Here is a 21325-nt window from a genome sequence, read left to right on the forward strand (position 1 = left end):
ACTTCCTTTTTTATAAGATTTCGATTCCAGGTCCTGCGTAAGCAGTTACCAGTTGTGCGGAATCAAAGAGTGTTTCTAAATACGCTTTTACATGAGGAATATTTTTTTTCTCAACGAGGACTTTCACGTTTGGTCCAGCATCCATCGTAAAGTAGCAATCAATTCCTGTAGATCGTAACTGACGAACCGCCTGCATGGCTTTTAAACTATCAGATGACCAATACGTAAATGGAGGAGTAGCAGCCAAGGTTGTTCCATGCATTTTTAAACAGTTTGCTTCAGCAACTTCTCCTAAAGCGGTAAAGTTTTTTTCTTGAATTGCATGTTTAGCTTTTGCTAAATCTTTTGGTGCATCTGCTAACCAACCAGAATAAAAGCTTGATGTTTCAACTGTTCTACGCATACCATCGCGGCTGGAAACATCTTTTTCTTGATCGTTGACAAGAACGAATAGCATAGCGAGCTCATTCTCCCAGTTGTCGGATGAAAGCTTGTGGGCAAAAGAGGTCAGGTCGTCATTTCCTTGCTCCCATTCAACAAATCCGCCAAAAATACTTCGACAAGCAGAGCCAGAGCCTCTGCGAGCTAGACGAGATAGGTCTTTATCAGAGAGCTGTAAATCCAATGCTTGATTACAAGCCGCAGCCAATGCAGCCAGCCCACTTGCGGAGGAGGCTAAACCTGCAGCAGTTGGAACAAAATTTTTACTGGTTACTTTTGCATAACAGGAAGTTCCTGCCAGCTCTCGTACAAGATTAAGAAATTGGCTGATTTTCATTGTTGCTTTTTCCTCTTGTAACTGATTATCTAGGTAAAATATATCCTTTGTATAGGATTCATCAAAAATAACTTCTGTTTCTGTGTAAAAAGCATCCAGTGTTAAAGACAAACTGTTGTTCATTGGTAAGATAAGGGTTTCGTCTTTTTTCCCCCAATACTTAATTAAAGCGATATTTGTAAATGCGCGTGCGTTTCCTTTATGCATAGGTATGTACTCCTAATCCTTGAATCCAAGTAGCAACAGCTCCATTTTTTTCTAAAGCTTTACAAACTACTTGAGCTTCTTCTTTTGTGTTGGTCAAAGCAATCATACAACCGCCACGACCACCACCTGTCAGCTTAGCCCCTAAGGCACCTGCATCAATTGCTGCATGAATTAGTGTGTCCAGTAGGTCATTGCTGACTGTCAGCTCTTTCAAATGTGTCTGAGCCTCGTTCATTGTGTCTGCTAGTTTTTGAACTTGGTTTTGGCTAATTGCTTCTTTTGCTTCTCTTGTTAATTGACCTAGTCGGTGTATTCTTGGCATCACTGGTTCAACCAGCTCATGTTCCATTTCAACAGCATATGCAACATCTTTAACCGCGGTACGTGTTTGTCCTTTTATCCCGGTATCAGCCACAACTAAAAAAGCTTCAACATTCAAGTCAAATGGAGTAAAGGGCTGTCCTCTTCTGAAGTAAATAGGATTATTTCCGCTAGTTGCTGCGGCATCAATGCCGCTTGGGTTTCCATGGGCAATCTGTTCCGCATGTTCAACATAGGCCAACAATTCTTCTTGTGAAAGAGGCTTGTCTAACAAATCAAAAAAAGCGCGAGTGATGGCAACTGCAACAGCAGCGCTTGAACCCATGCCACGTTCGGCAGGAATGGTACTGTCAATTTCAATTAGAATTGGTCCAATGGGATACTCTTTTTCTAGCTGTTGAACTAATGTTTTGATACTTTTTAAAGTGAAAGGGGCTTTCTCTAATGAACCTTTATAGTAGGAACAATGTAACCGAAAAGAATCGCTTGGACGAATCGTTGCGGTAATTGTTGTTGCTGAAAAAGGGAAGGCAATGGCAGGCTCTCCGTAAACTACGGCATGTTCACCCATCAAGATGATTTTTCCATTTGCTTTTCCATAACCGATATTTTTCATTTTTATGTAGCTCCTTTAATGAATAAAATCCTATTCTATTTTACACGATAATTAGTGAAAACCAAGCAAATTTCTATTAAAGTTAGAATTTTCCGTGAATTTCAAGTGAATTTGCAAAAAAAATCCCTCATATAATAAGAGGATACATGTCTTATACAGTTTACTCGAAGAAAGAGAAAGAAGTAAATTAAACCTGCATGATTTTATGAAAATTTGTGACTTTCTTAAAAGATTTTTGAGAAATGGATGAGTCTTTTATAGTCTGAATTGACGATAATTCTTATTGAGAGTATATTGTATTAGTTAGATTTTCTTTTGAAAATCAAGATTAATGATGAAGTGAGTTGGAGGTCAATGAGTGTGATAGTATTAGCAGGTACCATTGGAGCAGGAAAATCAAGTTTAACAAAAATGATGGCCGATCATCTAAACAGCCAAGCATTTTATGAATCAATAGATGACAATGAAGTATTGCCTTTATTTTATGCAAATCCAGAACAATATGCTTTTTTGTTACAAATTTATTTTTTAAATAAACGGTTTGAAAGTATTAAACAAGCGCTAGTTGATGATAATAATGTTTTAGATCGTTCTATTTATGAAGATTCATTACTTTTCCATTTAAATGCCGATTTAGGGCGCGCAACAGAAACAGAAGTAAAAGTGTATGACGAGCTATTGGCAAATATGATGGAAGAGCTACCTTATGCGGCGAAGAAAAAACATCCTGATTTGCTAGTACACATTAAGGTGTCATTTGAAACAATGCTTGAGCGTATCCAAAAAAGAGGCAGAGATTACGAGCAATTAACATTTGACCCAAGCCTTTATGACTATTATAAAGAGTTAAATCACCGATATGATAAATGGTACGATGAGTATAACGAAAGTCCGAAAATTCAAATTGATGGAGATCGCCATAACTTTGTGGATGATCCTTTAGCAAAAGAATATGTTCTTCGTTTAATTGATGAAAAAATAGAGGAAATACGTAAATAGTCATAGGTTCATAAATTAATCTGAAGAGGTTGAGCCAAGTGGTGAGCATCAAGAAACAAGTAGGTACGGTGCATCATCAGAAGCAAGCTTCGAGAGCTCAGCACCAAATAGGTACATTTTCTTATATCTTCAGCTCAACATGTTTTATGCGCAGAAGAGGCTGAGTTATTTCTTTTCAACTATTTAGGAGGTCTGGGCATAACCATCATAGTTATGGCTCAGTCTCTTCTTTTTTTATAGGCAAGTAAAGGAAACAATTGAATCCCTTAAAAATTCTGTTATAATAGTTCATTGTTGCAAGACAACCGCAGTTCATCAACCCTCCTGCGTAATCAAAACTAGGAGAAAGGAATGTTTTTATGGAAACAAACAGTAGAAAACAGTTAAGACTTGTTGTACTAAATGGAGTAGTTATGGCTTTGTATCTTGCGCTGTCAATTATTTTTCAGCCCGTGTCTTCAGGACCTATTCAGTTTCGGATTTCTGAAAGCTTGAATCATTTGGTTGTATTTAACCGAAAACTCATGTGGGGTGTTGTTGGCGCAGTTATTGTTTACAATACCTTTTGGGGATATGGAGTGATGGATGCATTATTTGGCGGAACGCAAACCTTTTTATCATTAGGGCTCACTGCATTACTTTATCATCGTGTAAAAAATGTGAAGCTACGACTGGTGATTAATACATTGGCGTTTACTGTGAGTATGGCACTCATTGCGTGGATGATTAATATGACTGGAGGCGGTGCATTCTGGGGAACCTATGGAACACTTGCACTCAGCGAATTTATCATCATGACTCTTTCTGCACCTTTGATGTATTATCTAAACAGCAGATTGCATTTTGAAAAAAGAGCGTAGTTTGTATAAATTTTGAAATAAAAAAGCAAACCAATTGAACAAATTGGTTTGCTTTTTTTTAATTCTCTGAATTTTGAAGGTCTTCAATTTCAAGTACTTTAAAGCTTTTACGTTCGAGGTGATCAACAACAGTTGTACACAATTCTTTGCTTGTTTTTGCGGGTAAAGTAATTAGTGTACGTCGGATAAATTCATCTTTTCCAATATCTAACGTAATACAGCTGGCAATACTACAATATTTTGAAATAATTTTTGTAATAGCAGCCAAATCACCTTGTTTACCTGTCGAAGCGATGGTTAACACATAGCTTCCATTATCGATACTCCAGGATTGTGATAGCATATTTAATAACGAGCTGTGTGTCAAAATACCATAGAAATGATTGTTGTCATCTAGTACAGTAATGTAAGGCAATTCTTTAATTGTAAAGAAGACTTTGAAGAATGACGTATTTACATAAATGTACTTTGTTGCATTTTTTAATAGGTGAGTAACAGGAAGTGTCATATCTCCGCCAGTTGATTTATGGCGATAAATGTGCATTTTATAAATATTTCCACGGAATATCTTTCCGGAATCATCTAAAATAGGGACACAACGATAACCGGAATCTTCGAGAATGTCTAAGGCTTCTTCTAAGGTGTTGGTTTCTTTGACAGTAGTTAAATCTTTTTTCTTGTAGACCATCGTTTTTAATAACATAAATATCCCTCCATCAAGACATAATTAATTTGTCATGTTCATCATATCATAACTGATTGAAAAACAGTAGCCAGAGTTTTCAGAAAAATTGACAGTAAAGAAAAATCATGCTAATGTTATTAGGTACATTTGTGAGCTTCAGTAAGGAGGAATACCTATGGCAACAAAAAAAGCAGCGCTTGCATGTTCTGTCTGCGGCTCTCGAAACTATACGAAATCCGTAAGTGAAGGCAAACGGAATGAGCGTTTAGAGATTAACAAATTTTGTAAGTATTGTAATCAATATACACTACATAAAGAGACGAAGTAGGAGGATTTTTTATGAAATTTTTACGTAGCGTAAAAGACGAAATGAAGAAAGTAACTTGGCCCTCAGGAAAACAATTACGCAGAGATACATTAATTGTTATTGAGACCTCAATCATTTTTGCAGTTATGTTTTTCATCATGGATACACTGGTTCAAAATGTATTCGCATGGATTTTAGGCTAATTTTTTTAAGAAGACAAACAGTAAGTTTGAATTTTCTTTAAAATGCCAGAGATCTTTTAGAATCAACTAGTAATACTCAATCAACGGTGCTATAATGAGTGAGAAGAAAAACTTCGGGAAAACTGAGGTTTTTTTATTTTAGAATGAGATGAGGAGCCGAAAAAATGGAAACTTTTGAAAAAAATTGGTACGTGTTACACACGTATTCCGGCTATGAAAATAAGGTAAAAGCAAACATTGAGTCTCGTGCACAAAGTATGGGGATGGGAGATTTTATCTTCCGTGTGGTTGTTCCTGAAGAAACAGAAACTGAAGTGAAGAATGGCAAGACAAAAGAAATCGTTCATAAAACATTCCCAGGTTATGTGCTTGTTGAAATGACGATGACAGATGATTCTTGGTACGTGGTGAGAAATACGCCGGGAGTAACTGGGTTTGTTGGTTCACACGGTGCTGGAAGTAAACCCGCACCTTTGTTGCAAGAAGAAATCAATCATATTCTTCGTTCAATCGGGATGAGCACTCGTCAGTCTGATCTTGATGTTGAAGTTGGTGAAGTAGTGAAAATCATCGAAGGTGCCTTTTCTGGTCTTGAAGGTCAAGTAACAGAAGTAGATGAGGAAAAACAAAAATTAAAAGTAAATATCGATATGTTTGGTCGTGAAACAAGTACAGAGCTAGACTTTGAACAAGTTGATAAAATTTAAACCGAGAAAGCTCTCGGTTTTTTTGTACAATAAAAAAATTTCTCTACGAAAGAGAGGGAGCATAGTTGAAAAAACGATTAGCAGTCATCCTTGTTCTTAGTATATTTCTATTAACGTCCTGTACATCAACAGACAAACAGCTAAATACTGGTACGAATGAGACCGCAACCACAACCACAACGAATCAAAATCCAGTAGAAAAGACGGCTGTACCAACATTGTTTATTCACGGATACAGTGGAAATGAGCACTCGTTTGGCGGAATGATTCAGCGATTAGAAGTAAAAGGAGAGGCTAAAAAAGAGTTGATTCTGACTGTTTCAAATGATGGACAAATTTCTGCCGAAGGAAGCCTTTCTGGAGAAAAGGATAACCCAATGGTTCAGGTTTTATTTGAAGACAATAAGAATAATGAATGGAATCAGGCAGAGTGGATTCGTTCAGCACTCGTGTACCTTAAAGAACAGTTTCAAGTAGAAAAAATTAACTTAGTAGGTCATTCAATGGGAGGCGTCAGTAGTCTGCGCTTTTTAGGTGCCTATGGACAAGACGCAAGTCTGCCTGCAGTTGAAAAATTTGTTGCAATTGGTGCTCCTTTTAATGAATTTGATGAAACACCTAACATGGAGAGTGTAACAAATGAATTGAAAAATGGACCAATCAATAAATCAGGGCGTTATCAGGAGTATCAGCAAACGGTGGCAAATATTCCTGCAAGTGTGGATGTGTTTCTTATTGGCGGTCAATTAAGTGAGACCGATTTAAGTGATGGAACCGTTCCGCTAGCTAGTGCTTTAGCGGTAAATGCATTACTTAGTCAAAATGGAAATCGTGTTCAGACGGAAATAATTGAAGGTCAAGAGGCTCAGCATAGTCAACTACATGAAAATTTAGATGTAGATAAGCTAGTTGGTGAATTTTTATGGGAGACTCAGAAATAATCAAATATATTTTTTTAAACGAATCAGTAAAAAGTGAAGAGGATGTGGGATAACTAATTAAGTTATCCCACACTTTGTAAAATCTTAATAAAGGTTGGAAACAGAAGTAACTCATCTCCACTGCGTTTGTCTCTCAACAACTTCTACGCATGGGACATGCTAAAGTTGAAGGTCTTCACTACGTTTCGCTCTCAACAATCTCTATAAATAGGACAAAGAATTGAAGGTTGTCTTTCACTATCTTCCACACATGCATACTAGAGTTGAAAGCTTCACAAATATGCTGAACACTGCTGTCTTAATTTCATTTTTTTCGAGTATAAATACTTGCTTACTTTTTGTAAGAGTTTTATGATGATTAAGTAATCATTTTATGAGAGAAGGAATTATCATGGCATATCAAGCAAGTACAGAAGAACATCCAATTGAAATCGTAAATATTGCTTCATTGGAAAATCGAGTGAAGGAAAATATGGAAAGAGGTGCGTTTGGCTACATTCGAGGCGGTTCTGAAGATGAGTGGACAATGGCAGAAAATACGCATGCTTTTAAAAAAAAGAAAATTATTCCTCGCGTATTAAGAGGGATTGATCACGTGTCATTAAAAACAACGCTCTGGGATATAGAATTGGATACTCCTATCATTCAAGCGCCATCAGCAGCGCAAGGTCTAGCTCATGAAAAAGGAGAAACGAATACAGCAAAAGGGGTAGCTGATGCTGGGTCAATATTTTCAATTAGTACCTATGCGAATACAACGATTGAAGATGCAGCAAAAGCTGCGCCCAACGCTCCACAATTTTTTCAAATTTATATGAGTAAAGATGATGGGTTTAATCAATTTATTTTGACTAAAGCAATGGAAGCTGGTGCAAAGGCAATTATTCTTACCGTTGACTCTACACTAGGTGGCTACCGTGAAGAAGATGTGGTTAATAAGTTTCAATTCCCACTTCCTATGCCAAATCTTGCTGCATATAGTGAACAAAGTGCAAGTGGTGATGGAGAGGGAAAAGGAATCTCTGAAATTTACGCCGCAGCAAAACAAGGACTTGTCCCAGAAGATATACGAAAGATAAAAGCATTTACGAAACTTCCAGTGATTGTCAAAGGGATTCAAGCACCTGAAGATGCAGAAGTTGCAATTAGTGCCGGAGCAGATGGTATCTGGGTGTCCAATCATGGTGGACGTCAATTAGACGGCGGTCCTGCATCATTTGATATGCTTCCTTTAATTGCGTCAATTGTAAATAAACGAGTGCCAATTATTTTTGATAGTGGCATACGTCGCGGCGAACATGTATTCAAGGCTTTAGCAAGCGGTGCAGATTTAGTTGCTATTGGTCGTCCGATAATTTACGGGTTGAATCTTGGTGGTGCACAAGGGGTGAAATCAGTCTTTGACCATTTAAATAAAGAATTATCCATTACTATGCAACTAGCAGGCACCAAAACAATTGAAGACGTGAAAAATACGACATTGATGGATTAACCAGAAGCAGGCTTTTCTATCTGCTTTGCTGACCAATGTTAAGATTTCAGAAAATCTAAGAGTGGGACAATAGTCAGAAAAAATCTGATTGTTATCCCACTTTTCTTGATTTCAAGATTCATATAAAGCACTCGTCCATGTAAGATTTAAGTGACTACACCTAATCAGAAAAGATGCGAGTACTTTATGTTTAGAGAGTTACTATCAACCAATCTTACCATTGGATGTGGAACAATCTATTTCTGAAGCAGATACTGAATTTGCGGTCAAGGTCTTAGCTGAAGCAATACCGTAAACACTAGACTCACTATTCTAAAAAGTATATGTAAAAAGAGCAGCTGTTGGATGGTCCAGAGTTAGACGGAAAATCTAATTTTGAACCATAGAACCATTCAGCTGCTCTTCTTTAGTTAGTTTGTTTGTCGGCTAGTTCCTTAGCAATTTTTTGAGCGGTGGGTGTTACGGCTAGCCCGCCCTCTGCTGTTTCTTTGAAGATAGCAGGCATTTGTCTGCCCACCTGATACATCGCTAGAACCACCTCATCTGGTGGGATGACGCTTCGTATACCAGCTAATGCCATATCTGCAGAGATAAATGCTTGTGAGGAACCTAAGGCATTTCTTTTTACACAAGGGACTTCAACAAGACCTGCAACAGGATCACAGATAAGTCCCATCATATTTTTTAAAGTGATGGCTACAGCTTGGGCTGCTTGGTCAGCTGAGCCGCCATTTGCGCAAACAAGAGCTGCACTAGCCATAGCACTTGCAGAACCAACCTCCGCTTGACAGCCACCTTCTGCTCCGCTGATAGAAGCATTATTTGCAATAACAAGACCAAATGCCCCTGCAGTAAATAAAAAGTTGAGTTGTTCTTCATGAGAAAGGTGAAGCCGTTCTTGTACGGCCATTAAGACACCCGGAACGACTCCAGCACTTCCGGCAGTTGGTGTTGCACAAATCAAGCCCATTTTCGCATTAACTTCATTGACTGCAATAGCATTTCTTACGGCTGTTAAAATCGTTTTTCCGCTAAGAAAATCTCCAGAGGCTAAGTAGTCCTCTAAGCGTTTTGCATCTCCGCCTGTAATGTTTGTTACAGAAGAAACACCTGCGACTCCTTCAGCAATAGATTGCTTCATAACCGTTAAATTTTGTTCCATTAATTCTATAATTTGTTCACGTGTACGTCCGCCTGTCTGCATTTCAGTTGCAATCATGAGTTCAGCAACGGATGGATATTCTTCAGCTTGTTTGACTAACTCTTCTATAGTAAGAAACATCGTTTGTCTCCTTTAATCAAAATAATTTACACTGTAAATGTTTGGAAGTGTTACAAGTTTTGCCACTGTTTCATCTAACTGAGGATCGTCTACCTCGATAATCATAATGGCATTTTCTCCCTTAGATTCCCGTGTGACAGTCATTGTACTAATATTAATGTCTGCATCTGAAAGAATCCCTGTAACTTTAGCAATCATCCCTGGAACATCTTGATGGACAATAATGTAGGTAGGGGTTCCCATGCTCAAAGAAATTTTAAACCCATTGAGCTCAGAGATTTGAATATTTCCGCCACCAATGGAAATTCCTGTGACAGAGAGTGTTCGTTTCCCCTTTTTCAAGAGGATTTTTACAGAATTAGGGTGTTCTGCTTTCTCTTGCTTAGGCACGAACAACACTTCCATCTGTTCTTCATAAGCAATTTTTAAAGATTCCGCCAAACGCGGATCATCGGGTTCCATGCCTAATAGTCCGCCGACTAGTGCGATATCCGTTCCATGTCCTCGATATGTTTTCGCAAAGGATTCATAAAGATAGATATCTACAGAATCAGGCTGTTCCCCAAAAATACTGCGAACGACTTTTCCAATACGAGCGGCTCCAGCTGTATGTGAACTACTCGGCCCGATCATCACAGGTCCAATAATGTCAAACACACTGCGATATTTTAATTGATCCAATCGATTCACCTCATCTTTTTTTAGATAATTCTTCATTGCTTGTAGTGTAGCACAATAATAAACAAAAGCAGAAAATTTTTTCTTATTATTAGCAGAAAATTAGTTTCTTTATAGAAGGACTTAATAAACGGCTAGCTCAAAAGGAAGGGAAATTCACGGAATTTTTCTAAATGAGTCAGACTTGGAAGAAAAAGAGGAATACAATATTTGTTGAAAAGAATAAAAATAATGAAAAACAGTTGAAAGTCTGGGGAATTTTGTTATAATGAATCAGTGTGCACCGAAGCACGCTATGTTTTGTGTGCCTTTCACAGGCGTAGAAAATGAAAGTGGGAGGAGAAATATGCATCTCCAATTAACCACATCACGGACTCAAGGAGGTATGTCTCGTGGCAAAAAAAGTAGAAAAAATCGTTAAATTGCAAATTCCTGCAGGTAAAGCAACTCCAGCTCCCCCAGTAGGTCCTGCGCTAGGTCAAGCGGGTATTAACATCATGGGATTCACAAAAGAATTCAATGCTCGTACAGCTGATCAAGCAGGTTTAATTATTCCAGTGGTTATCTCTGTATACGAAGACCGTTCATTTACATTCGTTACAAAAACACCACCAGCAGCAGTATTATTGAAAAAAGCTGCAAAAATTGAAAAAGGTTCAGGCGAGCCTAACAAAAACAAAGTTGCTAAAGTTTCAAGCGATCAAATAAAAGAAATCGCTGAGCTTAAAATGGAAGACCTAAACGCAGCAAGCGTCGAAGCTGCTATGCGCATGGTAGAAGGAACTGCACGAAGCATGGGAATCACTGTAGAATAATTCTACAACTGAATTGGCAAGTATTGCCAACCCTAAAGAAGTAGCTTCTCAGTCGACTCTGTATTGAAAGATATAGAACACGTGGGAGGTTAAACCGTTATAACCACAATCAAGGAGGAAACAAAATGGCTAAAAAAAGCAAAAAAATGCAAGATGCATTGAAAAAAGTTGATTTAACAAAAGTTTACCCTGTAGCAGAAGCAATTGCTTTAGCAAAGGAAACAAACATCGCGAAATTTGACGCAACAGTTGAAGTTGCATACCGTCTAAACGTAGATCCTAAGAAAGCTGACCAACAAATCCGTGGAGCAGTAGTGCTTCCAAACGGAACTGGTAAAACACAATCTGTGTTAGTTTTCGCTAAAGGTGAAAAAGCAAAAGAAGCAGAAGCTGCTGGCGCTGATTACGTTGGTGATGCAGATATGGTTCAAAAAATCCAAGGTGGATGGTTTGACTTTGACGTAGTAGTAGCAACTCCAGACATGATGGCTGAAGTTGGGAAATTAGGTCGTGTCTTAGGTCCTAAAGGATTAATGCCTAACCCTAAAACTGGTACTGTAACAATGGACGTTACAAAAGCAATCAACGAAGTAAAAGCTGGTAAAGTGACTTACCGTGTTGATAAAGCTGGAAACATCCATGTACCAATCGGTAAAGTTTCATTTGATGATGCAAAATTAGTTGAAAACTTCAACACAATTCATGACACATTAATGAAAGCTAAACCATCAGCAGCAAAAGGTCAATACATGAAAAATATTTCAGTAACAACAACATTTGGACCTGGAATCCATGTAGACCAAGCTTCTTTCTAATTTTTAACTAAATGAATTATAAAAAATTCTTGACTCAATCACCTTATCTATGGTAAGGTGATTGAGGTTAATAGTTAACTGTACCGAAGACAGTAGGTGACTTAGGTCTTAATTTCCTACCGAGGACATGTATTGATGAATATCAATAGTCCCTCTATGTCTACGGTGGCATGGGGTTATTTTTTTGTTTCAATATATATTGAGCAAATGAACCTCTCCATCAAAATCAGGAGGTGAAATTAAAATGAGTGAAGCAGCAATTGCTAAAAAATCAGCAATCGTAGATGAAGTAACCACTAAATTTGAAGCAGCCGCATCTGTAGTAGTCGTTGACTACCGTGGATTAACTGTGGAAGAAGTTACTGAATTACGTAAACAACTGCGTGAAGCAGGCGTTGAAATGAAAGTCATCAAAAATTCTATCCTTTCTCGTGCTGCCCAAAAAGCAGGTTTAGACGGATTAGATGAAGTATTTACAGGACCTACTGCAGTCGCTTTCAGTAATGAAGACGTTGTAGCACCTGCAAAAATCATCGACGGATTTGCAGCTAATGCAAAAGCATTAGAAATCAAAGGTGGTATTATCGAAGGAAAAGTTTCTTCTGTGGAAGAAATTAATGCTTTGGCAAAACTACCAAACCGCGAAGGACTTCTTTCTATGCTGTTATCTGTACTACAAGCGCCAGTCAGAAACGTGGCTTACGCTGTCAAAGCAGTGGCAGAAAAAGAAGAAGATGCAGCTTAATCGCCGCATAGAATTTGTTTAAAAATAAAAAACTACAAACTACTCAAATGGAGGAAACAAAAAATGGCATTGAACATTGAAAACATCGTTGCTGAACTAAAAGAAGCAACTATCTTAGACTTAAACGACTTAGTAAAAGCTATTGAAGAAGAATTTGGCGTAACTGCTGCTGCTCCTGTGGCTGCTGCTGGCGCTGCAGCAGGACCTGCAGCAGAAGAACAAACTGAATTCACTGTAGAATTAACTGCAGCTGGAGATCAAAAAGTTAAAGTTATCAAAGCAGTTCGTGAAGCAACTGGTCTTGGCTTGAAAGAAGCTAAAGCTGTAGTTGATGGCGCTCCTGCACCAGTTAAAGAAGGCATCTCTAAAGATGACGCTGAAGCTTTAAAAGCTGCTTTAGAAGAAGTTGGCGCTTCAGTAACAGTAAAATAATTCATTTTGAATTTTTAAACCGAAATCCTTATCTAAGGGTTTCGGTTTTTTTGTATTTAAAAAGATAATTTTAAAAGGATTAGAAACCTTTTGAGAGAGGCTTTTTGGAGCTTTTAATTTGTTTGTTTTTAACTAGATACATAATTGCGTGACTCTGACAAATAGTAAATAAATATCAAAAAAATAGAATATGTTTATATTAATTGAGAAAATTTATATGCTTTATTTGACTTTTTGTCAAGTATACTTGACAAAAATATGCCATTGCGTATACTTTAAATAATTAATATTTTGGAGGTGTTTTAGGATGAAAAAAGAACAAATATTAGAACGAGCTAAAATTGAAAAAAAAGATGAAGGAAAGGAATACAATTTTAATTATTCTTTGGCGTCAATGGGTGCTTACCTTTTTATTCTTTTAGTTATTTTATTGGTGATTCGTATATTGAGAAAAGAAAATCCATATGATATTCTTGGTATTTTAGTATCTTCTTTAGGGGTTTTTCAATATAAACCTTATAAGAAGATAGAACAAAAAAGACGAATTTATGTTTTATGTTTGTTTATTACTATTGGAGTAATACTATTTTCATTCTATATGTAACTATGGATAAGCTAATATTGAAGAACAACTTGAAATCATTTAGAACAGAAAAAAATTTGAATCAATCACAATTGGCAAGTCTAGTAGGAGTATCTAGACAAACAATTAGTAATATCGAAACTGGCGAGTTCACACCGTCAGCAAAGTTAGCACTATTATTGGCAATAGCATTGGATAAGAACTTTGAAGAAGTTTTCTATTTTTGAGTATACAAACATAGATGAGGTCGGAATAGAAGTGATAAGCTCCGAAAACCAAGTAAAAACTCAATTTCAGCTTATTTGTGAAACCTTCAACTTTATAACATATCCCGTGCGTAGAAGTTGATGAAAACGAAACGAAGTGGGAGTACTATGTCTATATTTCTGAGTTTTCTATGTTCATCCTATGACTGCCTTTTACATATTTTAGTTTGACTCAAGTGTGCTTACATAATAATGCTAAAGGAGTTGTTGATGTTATGAACACACATAAAAAGTCAGTGGGAGAATTATTAAGAAGTATGAGGAAGGAACGAGGATTAACTCAGGTTCAGCTATCACGTGGTATTTGTTCAAGAACTACTCTTGCAACAATTGAAACTAATAATTCAAGTGTAAATATTGATTTGTTAGAAAAACTATTGTCTAGGATGAATATCGATCTCTATGAGTTACAAATCATTAGAAGTAATTTCTCATACAGGAATAGGAAAGAAATATACAAAGAGCTTCAGTTGAAATATGTTAATGGGAATATTTCTCTTGAAAAATTACAAGAAGAAATGCAAGAAAATTATAAAAAAAATGGGAATATTGCGTATTTGGCAATATTTATGGTCTTCGCTAAAAAGATTCTTCAAGAAGATATAAAAACGCAACTTAATACCTATACTTATGAAGCTGAACATATAAAAAAATATTTTAAAACGGTCACACAGTATACTAATTATGAAATTAGTATTATGGCAAGTTGTCTCTTTCTTTTCGGGACTGAAACAATTCTCATGCTAATTGGAGAATGGAATCGAAAAATTAATAAAAAAAATCATTTTAGTTTCCAAGCAATAAATAATATTCTTGTATTTTATTTTAATGCAATTCAGATTTGTCTTGAAAGAAAAGATATAAATGAGGCATCGAAAATATTGAAAGGCTTGCAATTATATGATTTAGATTTACCGAACCGTATATATTATAGATTAATGGAAGAGTATTATAGAAGTCTGATAGTCATGATAGTACAAGAGTCTCCGGATAATAATATAAAAAGAATATATGATTTTTTTCTTTTTCTAGGATATAAAAAAAAAGCTGAGGTACTAAAGAAGAATACAGAAAATCTATGCAATCTGAATAAATGTCGAGATTCTTTACAAAAATAACTATATTTTTTCTCACGTGTGATAATTGATTTGTGAAAATTATCCTTGGAAAGGAGATAAAAAATGATTATGAATGAGCTTAATTGGGAATGGATAGAAGAGTTTTTTGTGAGATTATTTGGATAATCAGAAAAAGATTGGAGAGGTAAAAATATGAAGAAAATAACTGTTACATTAATTTTATTGGTTATAGCTTTTTTTTCATTTACTAGCAATGTGAACGCCTATGTATTAAACAACCAAAATGTCGGATACACTTGTCAGTACCAAAATTTATCGAGCGGTACAGGTTATATTTCTCATCTTAATAAAGCAACAGCATGGAATTATAGTGGTGCTAAAGTATATGTAAAATCAAGTAGTTCTGGATATATTAATATTTTTCAAGGAGTTGTAAATACTGATAATGGAACTTATGGTGTGTGTTATTACAATAATACTACACAAAGTGATGTTAGATATTACAAAGCTTTTATCAATGAATCGTCAGCAATAAGAAATGAGACTGTTGTACATGAAGTGGGGCATGCGCTGGGACTTAGTCATACGCAAGCATCTAATAATACTAAGGCTGTCATGCGAGCAACAGGGTTCAATAACAAGGCCTATCCCTTATCCGACGACAAAGCAGGAATGAATGCAAAATATTGAGTAAAGTTGAGGTGAATAGAGTTGAAAGTAAAAAAAATTATTTTTTCATTAGCTATAATGAGTTGTTTGACTATAGCAGCATATACAATGTATGAAATTTTTTCTTTTGATAAACTTGGACAGCGTACTGCAGAAATATATAATCTAGACAATGGAATGAAAGACCACTTGTTTAACAAAGATCTTCTTATTGATGCCAAAATGCCAGCGTATAAAGATTTAGAAGAACTTGAGAAAACTACAGAAATGATAGTTATAGCAAAAAAAATCTCTGAAGAAGCTCCTACCATTCTCTATGGGCAGGAAAATCGAATTGATATTGCCTATACGCTTTCACATTTTAAAGTATCGAAAGTAATTAGTGGTGATCAACTAAAATCTGGCAATGAATTTACTATGCTGGAAAATCAAGCATACGACGAAAGGCAAGATGTTACCTATCATATAGGAGGTTATCAAATGATTAAGGAAGGTAGGGACTATCTACTTTTGTTAAGAAAATCTGAAACTGATCCTTGGTATATTGTTGCGGGTGTTAATCCAGGAAAGGTTGACTTGAATAGTGACAAAACAGATTATCCAGAGTTTGTTAGGAACGCGAATACACCAATAGCAAAACAAATTAAAAGTGAATATCAAGATGATGAGAAAATTAGGGAAGAAGCAAGAAATGAATACTTGAAATATATTGAATAGTATTGGATAGATTAAATAAGAAAGACTTATTTTGATAATTTAAGCAAATGTTAAGGTGATTTCAGCTCTAAGTATTTTTTAGTGATGATTTATTTATAGTTTTCGTTGAGAGGGGTTACATCATTTTGAATTTTTAAACCGAAATCCTTATCTAAGGGTTTCGGTTTTTTTGTATTTAAAAAGATAATTTTAAAAGGATTAGAAACCTTTTGAGAGAGGCTTTTTTGAGCTTTTAATTTGTTTGCTCATTTAGAAGAATGAATTTCTTTTCGAGAGAATTAAAAAGGTGGAACCTAACTAATTAGGTTATACACCGACTTTGTTGTGCGCGACTTACATGGGCTCCATGTGATTCTCTAATATAATCTTTCTATAATGCATTAGCTCGTCGTAGTATTCGTAGAATCCAAGGTCTTTATATATAGTTAAAAATTGATAGCTTTCTTTTGTGGGTTCAGAGAAGTGTATTTCTTTATATAGAGTGCTATAAAATTTGACTAAAATGCGCCAATGCATAAATTCATGATTAGTGATTAAATCGTCTAATATATCTAAAATTTTAATTGCTGACTGATATTCTCTCTTTTCAAAGAGAGAAACTATACTATTTAAACATATTTTTATATAAAGTTCTCTGTTTCTTGGGACACTTATGTCCACTTTTTTCTCGATTTTATTGAACGTTTTAATAATTTCCGTTGTTTTTAGATAAATAATTAAATTACCAAAAAGAGCGAATTCAAAATAACCCCAAAAGTCTGTATCCAGCAAATAGGAGTGCAGAATGCTAAATGTTTGCTTTCGTTTACTTATAAAAACTTTGGGATCAAACAGATTAGTTAGTTTGTCAATTGCTTCATCTGCTTTGAATGAAATTAATAGCCAATAAAGATCATTTGTTATTAAAAACTGTTTATAAAAATTGTCCTTTAATGTTTTTAGGTTGGAAAGATCATGCTGCTGAATAGACAGATGTAAAGCATCAAATGATTCATCTTTGTAATTTGCATTTGTTTGAGAATAATAATTAAATTCATCTAACTTAATATTTAATCTATCTAGAATTTTGAACAAAATATCTGAAGACAAAGTGTAGCCCGAAGATTCAAAGCTTGAGTAAGTACTCCTAGGACAAATTCCTTTACACAAATTTACTTGAGTTATTTTCTTTTGTTTTCTTATTTTTCGTAATAGCTCTGATTGTTGGCTCATTCTTAACCTCCAAAAATGTCGTATTTTCGTCATTAAGTAACGATTTCTTAGTGAAGGCATTATAATTCTATTAATAATAAAAAGCAAGGAGGTTTAAACAATGTCTGAATTTATTTTATTTTTCAAAAAAAATTTAGATGTAATTATTAGACCTTGTTAAGATGGTAGTCACCTGGAACGAACTAAATGAAGGAGATAGATTATGAAAAAATTAGGTTTATTTAGTTGTTCATTAGTAATATTGTTCAGTTGTTTACTTTCTTTTTCTCAGATTGCCCGAGCCTCTAGCTTCATCAATGAAGAACAAGCACTTCAGATAGGTCCTCCAACCTATGAATACAGCACAACTGTTAGAACAGATAGTTATCCGCCATCCTCTCTTTTCCTAACATCCGTTAGCTATCAGGGTTCACTTTACTATGGATATATTTATCGTACGTCAGTCTACCAAGATCCTGATACACATCAATATTTTGGTTCATATAAAGGGATTCTGACGAGATATCAATAGGGGCATTGTTATTAAACATGGACTAGGGTTGTCAAGCCTTAGTTCATTTTTTATAATGAGGAACAATTGATGATAGAAAGGGTGTCAGCAAATGATCGTGAGAATGGAGCATGTAGATTTTAATTACAAGGGACAACCGATTTTTGATGATATGAAGTGGAGCATTGAAAATTCTGGAATTTATGGATTAATCGCACCTAATGGATTTGGAAAAACAACTTTGTTAAACTTGATGGCCGGACAGCTTTTGCCTAAAAAAGGGAAAATTCTAATTCACGACCAACCAATAACGCCGAAAGTTATTTTTGAGTCCATTTGTTTTACCCAAGATAGTTCAGTTTTATATGATTATCTTTCCGCATTAGATCATCTGCTCTTTTTTTGTGATCAAAGGAAAATCCCGAGAAGCGAAATTGAACCTGTGGCAGAATTTCTAAATATAACTTCCTATTATAAGAAAAAAGTGGGTAGCTACTCTCTAGGCATGAAGCAGCGAACTTTGCTTGCGATTGCTTTATTAAGCAAAGCACCTATTTTATTATTGGACGAACCTTTAAATGGATTAGATCCGACGAGTACAATTCTCATTCGAGAAGCAATTGCGAAAATGGCAGAAGAAGGCAAGACAGTTATCGTGTCCTCTCACAACCTAGATGAGATAGATAAACTTACAAATCAAATTTTATTTATTAAGGAACAGAAAATCTGGTTGGAGGATTTAAAACACTATCAAAAACAAGTGATGAAGTTCACCGTTATTCCAAAAGAAACCAAACGACTAACAGCCATTTTTCAGCAGAATTCTCTGGATTATCTTCAAGATAATCAGAGCTTCACCCTTTATTTATCAGAGACTTCTAGTGTGGAAATATTAAATCTACTCATTAAAGAAGGAATTGAAATCATTGGATTTGAACAGTGGACCACAGGATCAGAGCAGAGGTACAAAGAATTGTATGAGGTGAACTAGAAATGAGTTTACTATCTTTTGAAATGAAGAAAATTATAGCTACAAAATGGCTTTATCTATTGATTAGTTTTGTTTTATTTCTAAGTCTTATTTTTTTTCTTTGGAAATCAGTAGAAGTTGAACCGCTCATTCCAACAAAAATAGCAGAAATCCAAAAAGAATATGAACAGTTAGCGATAGCTGAACGTAATTTTAAGGCTTCTGATGAAAAAGCTTATGAGGCACTAAAAGTTCAGCACCCACAGCTATTTCAAACTGTTTATCAGGAGTTAGAAGAAGCAGAAGCTGGACTATTAGCAAAGGATAGCCAGCGCTTTGTTGATGCATGGCTGAATTATTATAAAGAACGATCCTCGGTTTATGATGTTCTATACCAACAAGACATACAGCCAACGCGAAAAGAACAACAAGAAATTTATTATCTTCAAACGCTTCAATCAAATAAGCAGGTTTATGAAGACAGAAATCATTCGCTATTTACACCCAATTTTTTATATCAGCTAGCATTAATTGTGAGTCAGCCTATCGTCTATGTATTTTTGCTTTTCTTATGCTTTCTGCCTTTTGGTCGTGAAAAAGAAGAAGGAACCATATTATTCATGTTAGGAATGTCTAAAAGACGAGAATTTTACTTTATCAGTAGTCAAATCTTACTATTTTTTTGTTATTTAGGCGCACTCGCCCTATTGATAACCAGTAGTTATTTCATAAGTCAATTTAGAGGACATGGTTTAATGGGGGGAAATGGATTCTCTGGAAACTGGGTTGTAGATGCCTCTTTTTTATTAAAAAGTGTAACAACTTATACACAAGCCTTATTTGTGTTTTGGGTGTTGTGTCTTCCATTGGGTTATTTCTTTTTACAGTTGTATTACTTTATGATGGTAAAAATTTCTGCAAGTTTAGCGGCAAATTTCAGCTTTTTATTAGTAAGCTTGGGGATAGGCTTTGGATTGAAGGATATATGGATTATTGGAAACCCATTTCGTTTCTTTAATCTTCAAGAACTATTATTTCATCAGCCTGACATGCTGGATTTAAGTTTGTCAGTAGTTGTTGCATTTCTTCTTGGAAGTGGGTTGTTTTTCCTTATTGTTCGTAGTCGGGATTTAAGCAGGAGGGTGAAAAAATGAAAAATTTACTCCTTTTTGAATGGAAAAAAAACGTCAAGCGAATTCATTTTTTTATAATTGTGCTTAGTGTATTTTTTAGTTGTATGCTCTTTTTTGTCTTTAATCATTTTGAGAATAATAAACAAATAGAAACGAACAAACAAACCTATTCAAAAAATATTCAAGCAATTGAACATGTTCAAGATACAATTGGAGCGCAGTTGCCAGAAGTAGAGTTAAAGAAAAATCAGCAAATGATTGATAAGCAAAAACAGCAACGCCAAATAATGGATAAAGGCTCCGATAAAGAGCAGTTAACTAGTAAAATAGAGAAATGGAATTCTGATGTCATCGACCAAGAAAAACTAATTGGGGTAGAAAGTTCGACCAGTCTTCCTCAAGTTGTGAAAGAACTAACCACACAAGAATACACTCTTTTACTCGAAAAAAAAGTGAAGCCTGCTTATCCTTTGAATAGTGTCATTCCCGAAACGATTTTATCTGATTTTGATAAAGGAGACTGGCAGCAATATGAGCAAGTAAACACAAAACGAAAATATGATCAAGGATGGCTAATGCTCTATGCTTTTTTTAAATCAGATATGCCGTTCGTTGCTTTTTTACTGATTGTGTTTTTATTTGGGTCAAGCGTCACGCTAGAATATAACAAGCAGCATCAACATAGCCGTTTTTTACAAATTCAAGGAATTACCTATTTTCCATTACTTGCAAGTAAATTAATCACCTCTCTTGTTTCGATCCTATTATTGCTGGGAACAGGTCTGTTAGCGGTGCTCGTTTCTGCTTATTTTTTCTCTGATATAGGGAGTTTAGATTACCCTATTCTCACATACTTTTTCCCAAGTAGTCTTGCCCCCATAACTTATCGTTGGTCAACGCTAGGGATGTATTTGGTACAAGCAATGAGTTTATTTTTGTTGTGTAGTATCTTTATTTTGGTTTTTTGCTATGTACTTGGACAATTTTTTAAGAGTGAGCTACTTAGCTGGTTGTTTGGATTTACTATGATAGGGATTAGCTATATTGTTCCTGCTAAGAGTTGGAATCCGCTCTACTATTTTCATATCCATGAGGTGGTTAGTGGGATGGGGGCATATGCAGCAAATGAGGAATCTTTAACAACGCAAAGTGGATTTCTGTCCGTTGGTATCGTTTTGATAGTCTTATTCATTTTAGGGGATTTTTTAAATAGGAGAGGGAGAAAGTATTTCTTTTTATAAATGTAGAAATAGCTACTTTTACAGATTAATTAAATGAAAGCAGTCACCTGTTGGACACGCTTCCTTCTTTTTGCTATGTTAA

26 protein-coding genes and 1 other annotated feature are annotated in these 21325 nt (G+C 35.5%); of the genes, 20 read left to right on the plus strand and 6 right to left on the minus strand.

What is annotated here, in order from left to right; translation table 11 throughout:
• Positions 1 to 10 precede the first annotated feature (10 nt).
• Both mvaD and mvk read right to left on the minus strand, forming a co-directional pair.
• Positions 11 to 985, minus strand: coding sequence for a diphosphomevalonate decarboxylase (gene mvaD / locus I589_RS03145; RefSeq protein ID WP_010769579.1), 975 nt, complete (start codon positions 983 to 985; stop codon positions 11 to 13).
• Positions 978 to 1922 carry a mevalonate kinase gene (gene mvk, locus I589_RS03150; RefSeq protein ID WP_010769578.1) on the minus strand — a complete coding sequence of 315 codons (945 nt, stop codon included), beginning with the start codon at positions 1920 to 1922 and terminating at the stop codon, positions 978 to 980. The genes mvaD and mvk overlap by 8 nt, the downstream gene beginning before the upstream one ends.
• A 354-nt stretch (positions 1923 to 2276) precedes the next feature.
• On the opposite strand from mvk, the gene I589_RS03155 reads away from it, so the two are divergent.
• Together I589_RS03155 and I589_RS03160 are read left to right on the plus strand one after the other, a co-directional pair.
• Positions 2277 to 2921 carry a deoxynucleoside kinase gene (locus I589_RS03155; protein WP_139242857.1) on the plus strand — a complete coding sequence of 215 codons (645 nt, stop codon included), beginning with the start codon at positions 2277 to 2279 and terminating at the stop codon, positions 2919 to 2921.
• Between the two features lie 359 nt (positions 2922 to 3280).
• Positions 3281 to 3781 carry a QueT transporter family protein gene (locus I589_RS03160; RefSeq protein ID WP_010769576.1) on the plus strand — a complete coding sequence of 167 codons (501 nt, stop codon included), beginning with the start codon at positions 3281 to 3283 and terminating at the stop codon, positions 3779 to 3781.
• Positions 3782 to 3839: 58 nt separating this feature from the next.
• On the opposite strand, the gene cbpA is transcribed toward I589_RS03160, so the two are convergent.
• On the minus strand, positions 3840 to 4484 hold the full coding sequence (gene cbpA / locus I589_RS03165) for a cyclic di-AMP binding protein CbpA (RefSeq protein ID WP_010769575.1): 645 nt from the start codon (positions 4482 to 4484) through the stop codon (positions 3840 to 3842).
• A gap of 157 nt (positions 4485 to 4641) precedes the next feature.
• Between cbpA and rpmG the strand changes: the two genes are divergently transcribed.
• The 5 genes from rpmG to I589_RS03190 all read left to right on the plus strand — a co-directional run bounded on the left by rpmG (position 4642) and on the right by I589_RS03190 (position 8116).
• Entirely contained in the window at positions 4642 to 4794 is a 153-nt protein-coding gene (gene rpmG, locus I589_RS03170) for a 50S ribosomal protein L33 (protein WP_010769574.1), read from the plus strand.
• Between the two features lie 11 nt (positions 4795 to 4805).
• Positions 4806 to 4976, plus strand: a complete 171-nt coding sequence (gene secE / locus I589_RS03175; RefSeq protein ID WP_010769573.1) for a preprotein translocase subunit SecE — start codon at positions 4806 to 4808, stop codon at positions 4974 to 4976.
• A 164-nt stretch (positions 4977 to 5140) separates the two neighbouring features.
• A complete protein-coding gene (gene nusG / locus I589_RS03180) occupies positions 5141 to 5683 on the plus strand; it encodes a transcription termination/antitermination protein NusG (RefSeq protein ID WP_010769572.1) in 543 nt (180 codons plus the stop codon).
• 65 nt (positions 5684 to 5748) lie between these two features.
• Positions 5749 to 6624 (plus strand): alpha/beta fold hydrolase, encoded by an 876-nt coding sequence (locus I589_RS03185; protein WP_010769571.1) that lies wholly within the window; start codon positions 5749 to 5751, stop codon positions 6622 to 6624.
• A 391-nt stretch (positions 6625 to 7015) separates the two neighbouring features.
• Entirely contained in the window at positions 7016 to 8116 is a 1101-nt protein-coding gene (locus I589_RS03190; RefSeq protein ID WP_010769570.1) for a lactate oxidase, read from the plus strand.
• 406 nt (positions 8117 to 8522) lie between these two features.
• On the opposite strand, the gene sdaAA is transcribed toward I589_RS03190, so the two are convergent.
• Entirely contained in the window at positions 8523 to 9398 is an 876-nt protein-coding gene (sdaAA, locus tag I589_RS03195; protein ID WP_010769569.1) for an L-serine ammonia-lyase, iron-sulfur-dependent, subunit alpha, read from the minus strand.
• Between the two features lie 12 nt (positions 9399 to 9410).
• Positions 9411 to 10079: an L-serine ammonia-lyase, iron-sulfur-dependent subunit beta gene (gene sdaAB / locus I589_RS03200; protein WP_010769568.1), complete on the minus strand. Its 669-nt coding sequence runs from the start codon at positions 10077 to 10079 to the stop codon at positions 9411 to 9413.
• Positions 10080 to 10468: 389 nt separating this feature from the next.
• Here sdaAB and rplK point away from each other — a divergent pair, with 389 nt between their 5' ends.
• From rplK to I589_RS03245, 9 genes are all read left to right on the plus strand, one after another.
• The gene (gene rplK / locus I589_RS03205) at positions 10469 to 10891 is read left to right on the plus strand and encodes a 50S ribosomal protein L11 (protein ID WP_010769567.1); all 423 of its coding nucleotides are present in this window, start codon (positions 10469 to 10471) and stop codon (positions 10889 to 10891) included.
• Positions 10892 to 11016: 125 nt separating this feature from the next.
• A complete protein-coding gene (gene rplA / locus I589_RS03210; protein ID WP_010769566.1) occupies positions 11017 to 11706 on the plus strand; it encodes a 50S ribosomal protein L1 in 690 nt (229 codons plus the stop codon).
• 65 nt (positions 11707 to 11771) lie between these two features.
• Positions 11772 to 11898, plus strand: a sequence feature (ribosomal protein L10 leader region).
• A 52-nt stretch (positions 11899 to 11950) separates the two neighbouring features.
• On the plus strand, positions 11951 to 12451 hold the full coding sequence (gene rplJ, locus I589_RS03215) for a 50S ribosomal protein L10 (protein WP_010769565.1): 501 nt from the start codon (positions 11951 to 11953) through the stop codon (positions 12449 to 12451).
• A gap of 63 nt (positions 12452 to 12514) precedes the next feature.
• The gene (gene rplL, locus I589_RS03220) at positions 12515 to 12883 is read left to right on the plus strand and encodes a 50S ribosomal protein L7/L12 (protein ID WP_010769564.1); all 369 of its coding nucleotides are present in this window, start codon (positions 12515 to 12517) and stop codon (positions 12881 to 12883) included.
• A gap of 307 nt (positions 12884 to 13190) precedes the next feature.
• Entirely contained in the window at positions 13191 to 13487 is a 297-nt protein-coding gene (locus I589_RS03225) for a DUF6442 family protein (RefSeq protein WP_010770215.1), read from the plus strand.
• 2 nt (positions 13488 to 13489) lie between these two features.
• Positions 13490 to 13693 carry a helix-turn-helix transcriptional regulator gene (locus tag I589_RS03230; RefSeq protein ID WP_034684325.1) on the plus strand — a complete coding sequence of 68 codons (204 nt, stop codon included), beginning with the start codon at positions 13490 to 13492 and terminating at the stop codon, positions 13691 to 13693.
• Between the two features lie 254 nt (positions 13694 to 13947).
• Positions 13948 to 14850, plus strand: a complete 903-nt coding sequence (locus tag I589_RS03235) for a helix-turn-helix domain-containing protein (protein ID WP_010770213.1) — start codon at positions 13948 to 13950, stop codon at positions 14848 to 14850.
• A gap of 153 nt (positions 14851 to 15003) precedes the next feature.
• Positions 15004 to 15501, plus strand: a complete 498-nt coding sequence (locus I589_RS03240; RefSeq protein ID WP_010770212.1) for a matrixin family metalloprotease — start codon at positions 15004 to 15006, stop codon at positions 15499 to 15501.
• Between the two features lie 21 nt (positions 15502 to 15522).
• Entirely contained in the window at positions 15523 to 16197 is a 675-nt protein-coding gene (locus tag I589_RS03245; RefSeq protein WP_010770211.1) for a hypothetical protein, read from the plus strand.
• Positions 16198 to 16530: 333 nt separating this feature from the next.
• Here the strand turns inward: I589_RS03245 and I589_RS03250 are convergent, their stop codons facing one another.
• Positions 16531 to 17409 carry an Rgg/GadR/MutR family transcriptional regulator gene (locus I589_RS03250; RefSeq protein WP_010769563.1) on the minus strand — a complete coding sequence of 293 codons (879 nt, stop codon included), beginning with the start codon at positions 17407 to 17409 and terminating at the stop codon, positions 16531 to 16533.
• A gap of 202 nt (positions 17410 to 17611) precedes the next feature.
• Between I589_RS03250 and I589_RS03255 the strand changes: the two genes are divergently transcribed.
• The 4 genes from I589_RS03255 (at position 17612) to I589_RS03270 (ending at position 21243) form a co-directional block, all read left to right on the plus strand.
• Positions 17612 to 17920: a hypothetical protein gene (locus tag I589_RS03255; RefSeq protein WP_010769562.1), complete on the plus strand. Its 309-nt coding sequence runs from the start codon at positions 17612 to 17614 to the stop codon at positions 17918 to 17920.
• Positions 17921 to 18011: 91 nt separating this feature from the next.
• Positions 18012 to 18890 carry an ABC transporter ATP-binding protein gene (locus I589_RS03260; RefSeq protein WP_010769561.1) on the plus strand — a complete coding sequence of 293 codons (879 nt, stop codon included), beginning with the start codon at positions 18012 to 18014 and terminating at the stop codon, positions 18888 to 18890.
• Between the two features lie 2 nt (positions 18891 to 18892).
• Positions 18893 to 20023, plus strand: a complete 1131-nt coding sequence (locus tag I589_RS03265; protein WP_010769560.1) for a hypothetical protein — start codon at positions 18893 to 18895, stop codon at positions 20021 to 20023.
• Positions 20020 to 21243 (plus strand): ABC transporter permease, encoded by a 1224-nt coding sequence (locus I589_RS03270; RefSeq protein ID WP_010769559.1) that lies wholly within the window; start codon positions 20020 to 20022, stop codon positions 21241 to 21243. The genes I589_RS03265 and I589_RS03270 overlap by 4 nt, the downstream gene beginning before the upstream one ends.
• The last annotated feature ends 82 nt before the right edge of the window (positions 21244 to 21325 follow it).

The sequence above is a fragment of the Enterococcus phoeniculicola ATCC BAA-412 genome, from assembly GCF_000407505.1.
Lineage (GTDB): Bacteria > Bacillota > Bacilli > Lactobacillales > Enterococcaceae > Enterococcus_K > Enterococcus_K phoeniculicola.

Coding starts and splice junctions, on each gene's coding strand:
- rplL (WP_010769564.1), top strand. CDS start 12,515: ATGGCATTGAACATTGAAAACATCGTTGCTGAACTAAAAGAAGCAACT.
- I589_RS03230 (WP_034684325.1), top strand. CDS start 13,490: ATGGATAAGCTAATATTGAAGAACAACTTGAAATCATTTAGAACAGAA.
- I589_RS03250 (WP_010769563.1), bottom strand. CDS start 17,409: ATGAGCCAACAATCAGAGCTATTACGAAAAATAAGAAAACAAAAGAAA.
- nusG (WP_010769572.1), top strand. CDS start 5,141: ATGGAAACTTTTGAAAAAAATTGGTACGTGTTACACACGTATTCCGGC.
- I589_RS03235 (WP_010770213.1), top strand. CDS start 13,948: ATGAACACACATAAAAAGTCAGTGGGAGAATTATTAAGAAGTATGAGG.
- I589_RS03190 (WP_010769570.1), top strand. CDS start 7,016: ATGGCATATCAAGCAAGTACAGAAGAACATCCAATTGAAATCGTAAAT.
- rplA (WP_010769566.1), top strand. CDS start 11,017: ATGGCTAAAAAAAGCAAAAAAATGCAAGATGCATTGAAAAAAGTTGAT.
- I589_RS03270 (WP_010769559.1), top strand. CDS start 20,020: ATGAAAAATTTACTCCTTTTTGAATGGAAAAAAAACGTCAAGCGAATT.
- I589_RS03225 (WP_010770215.1), top strand. CDS start 13,191: ATGAAAAAAGAACAAATATTAGAACGAGCTAAAATTGAAAAAAAAGAT.
- I589_RS03260 (WP_010769561.1), top strand. CDS start 18,012: ATGATCGTGAGAATGGAGCATGTAGATTTTAATTACAAGGGACAACCG.
- mvaD (WP_010769579.1), bottom strand. CDS start 985: ATGCATAAAGGAAACGCACGCGCATTTACAAATATCGCTTTAATTAAG.
- rpmG (WP_010769574.1), top strand. CDS start 4,642: ATGGCAACAAAAAAAGCAGCGCTTGCATGTTCTGTCTGCGGCTCTCGA.
- I589_RS03160 (WP_010769576.1), top strand. CDS start 3,281: ATGGAAACAAACAGTAGAAAACAGTTAAGACTTGTTGTACTAAATGGA.
- I589_RS03155 (WP_139242857.1), top strand. CDS start 2,277: ATGAGTGTGATAGTATTAGCAGGTACCATTGGAGCAGGAAAATCAAGT.
- I589_RS03255 (WP_010769562.1), top strand. CDS start 17,612: ATGAAAAAATTAGGTTTATTTAGTTGTTCATTAGTAATATTGTTCAGT.
- I589_RS03265 (WP_010769560.1), top strand. CDS start 18,893: ATGAGTTTACTATCTTTTGAAATGAAGAAAATTATAGCTACAAAATGG.
- cbpA (WP_010769575.1), bottom strand. CDS start 4,484: ATGTTATTAAAAACGATGGTCTACAAGAAAAAAGATTTAACTACTGTC.
- sdaAA (WP_010769569.1), bottom strand. CDS start 9,398: ATGTTTCTTACTATAGAAGAGTTAGTCAAACAAGCTGAAGAATATCCA.
- I589_RS03240 (WP_010770212.1), top strand. CDS start 15,004: ATGAAGAAAATAACTGTTACATTAATTTTATTGGTTATAGCTTTTTTT.
- mvk (WP_010769578.1), bottom strand. CDS start 1,922: ATGAAAAATATCGGTTATGGAAAAGCAAATGGAAAAATCATCTTGATG.
- secE (WP_010769573.1), top strand. CDS start 4,806: ATGAAATTTTTACGTAGCGTAAAAGACGAAATGAAGAAAGTAACTTGG.
- rplJ (WP_010769565.1), top strand. CDS start 11,951: ATGAGTGAAGCAGCAATTGCTAAAAAATCAGCAATCGTAGATGAAGTA.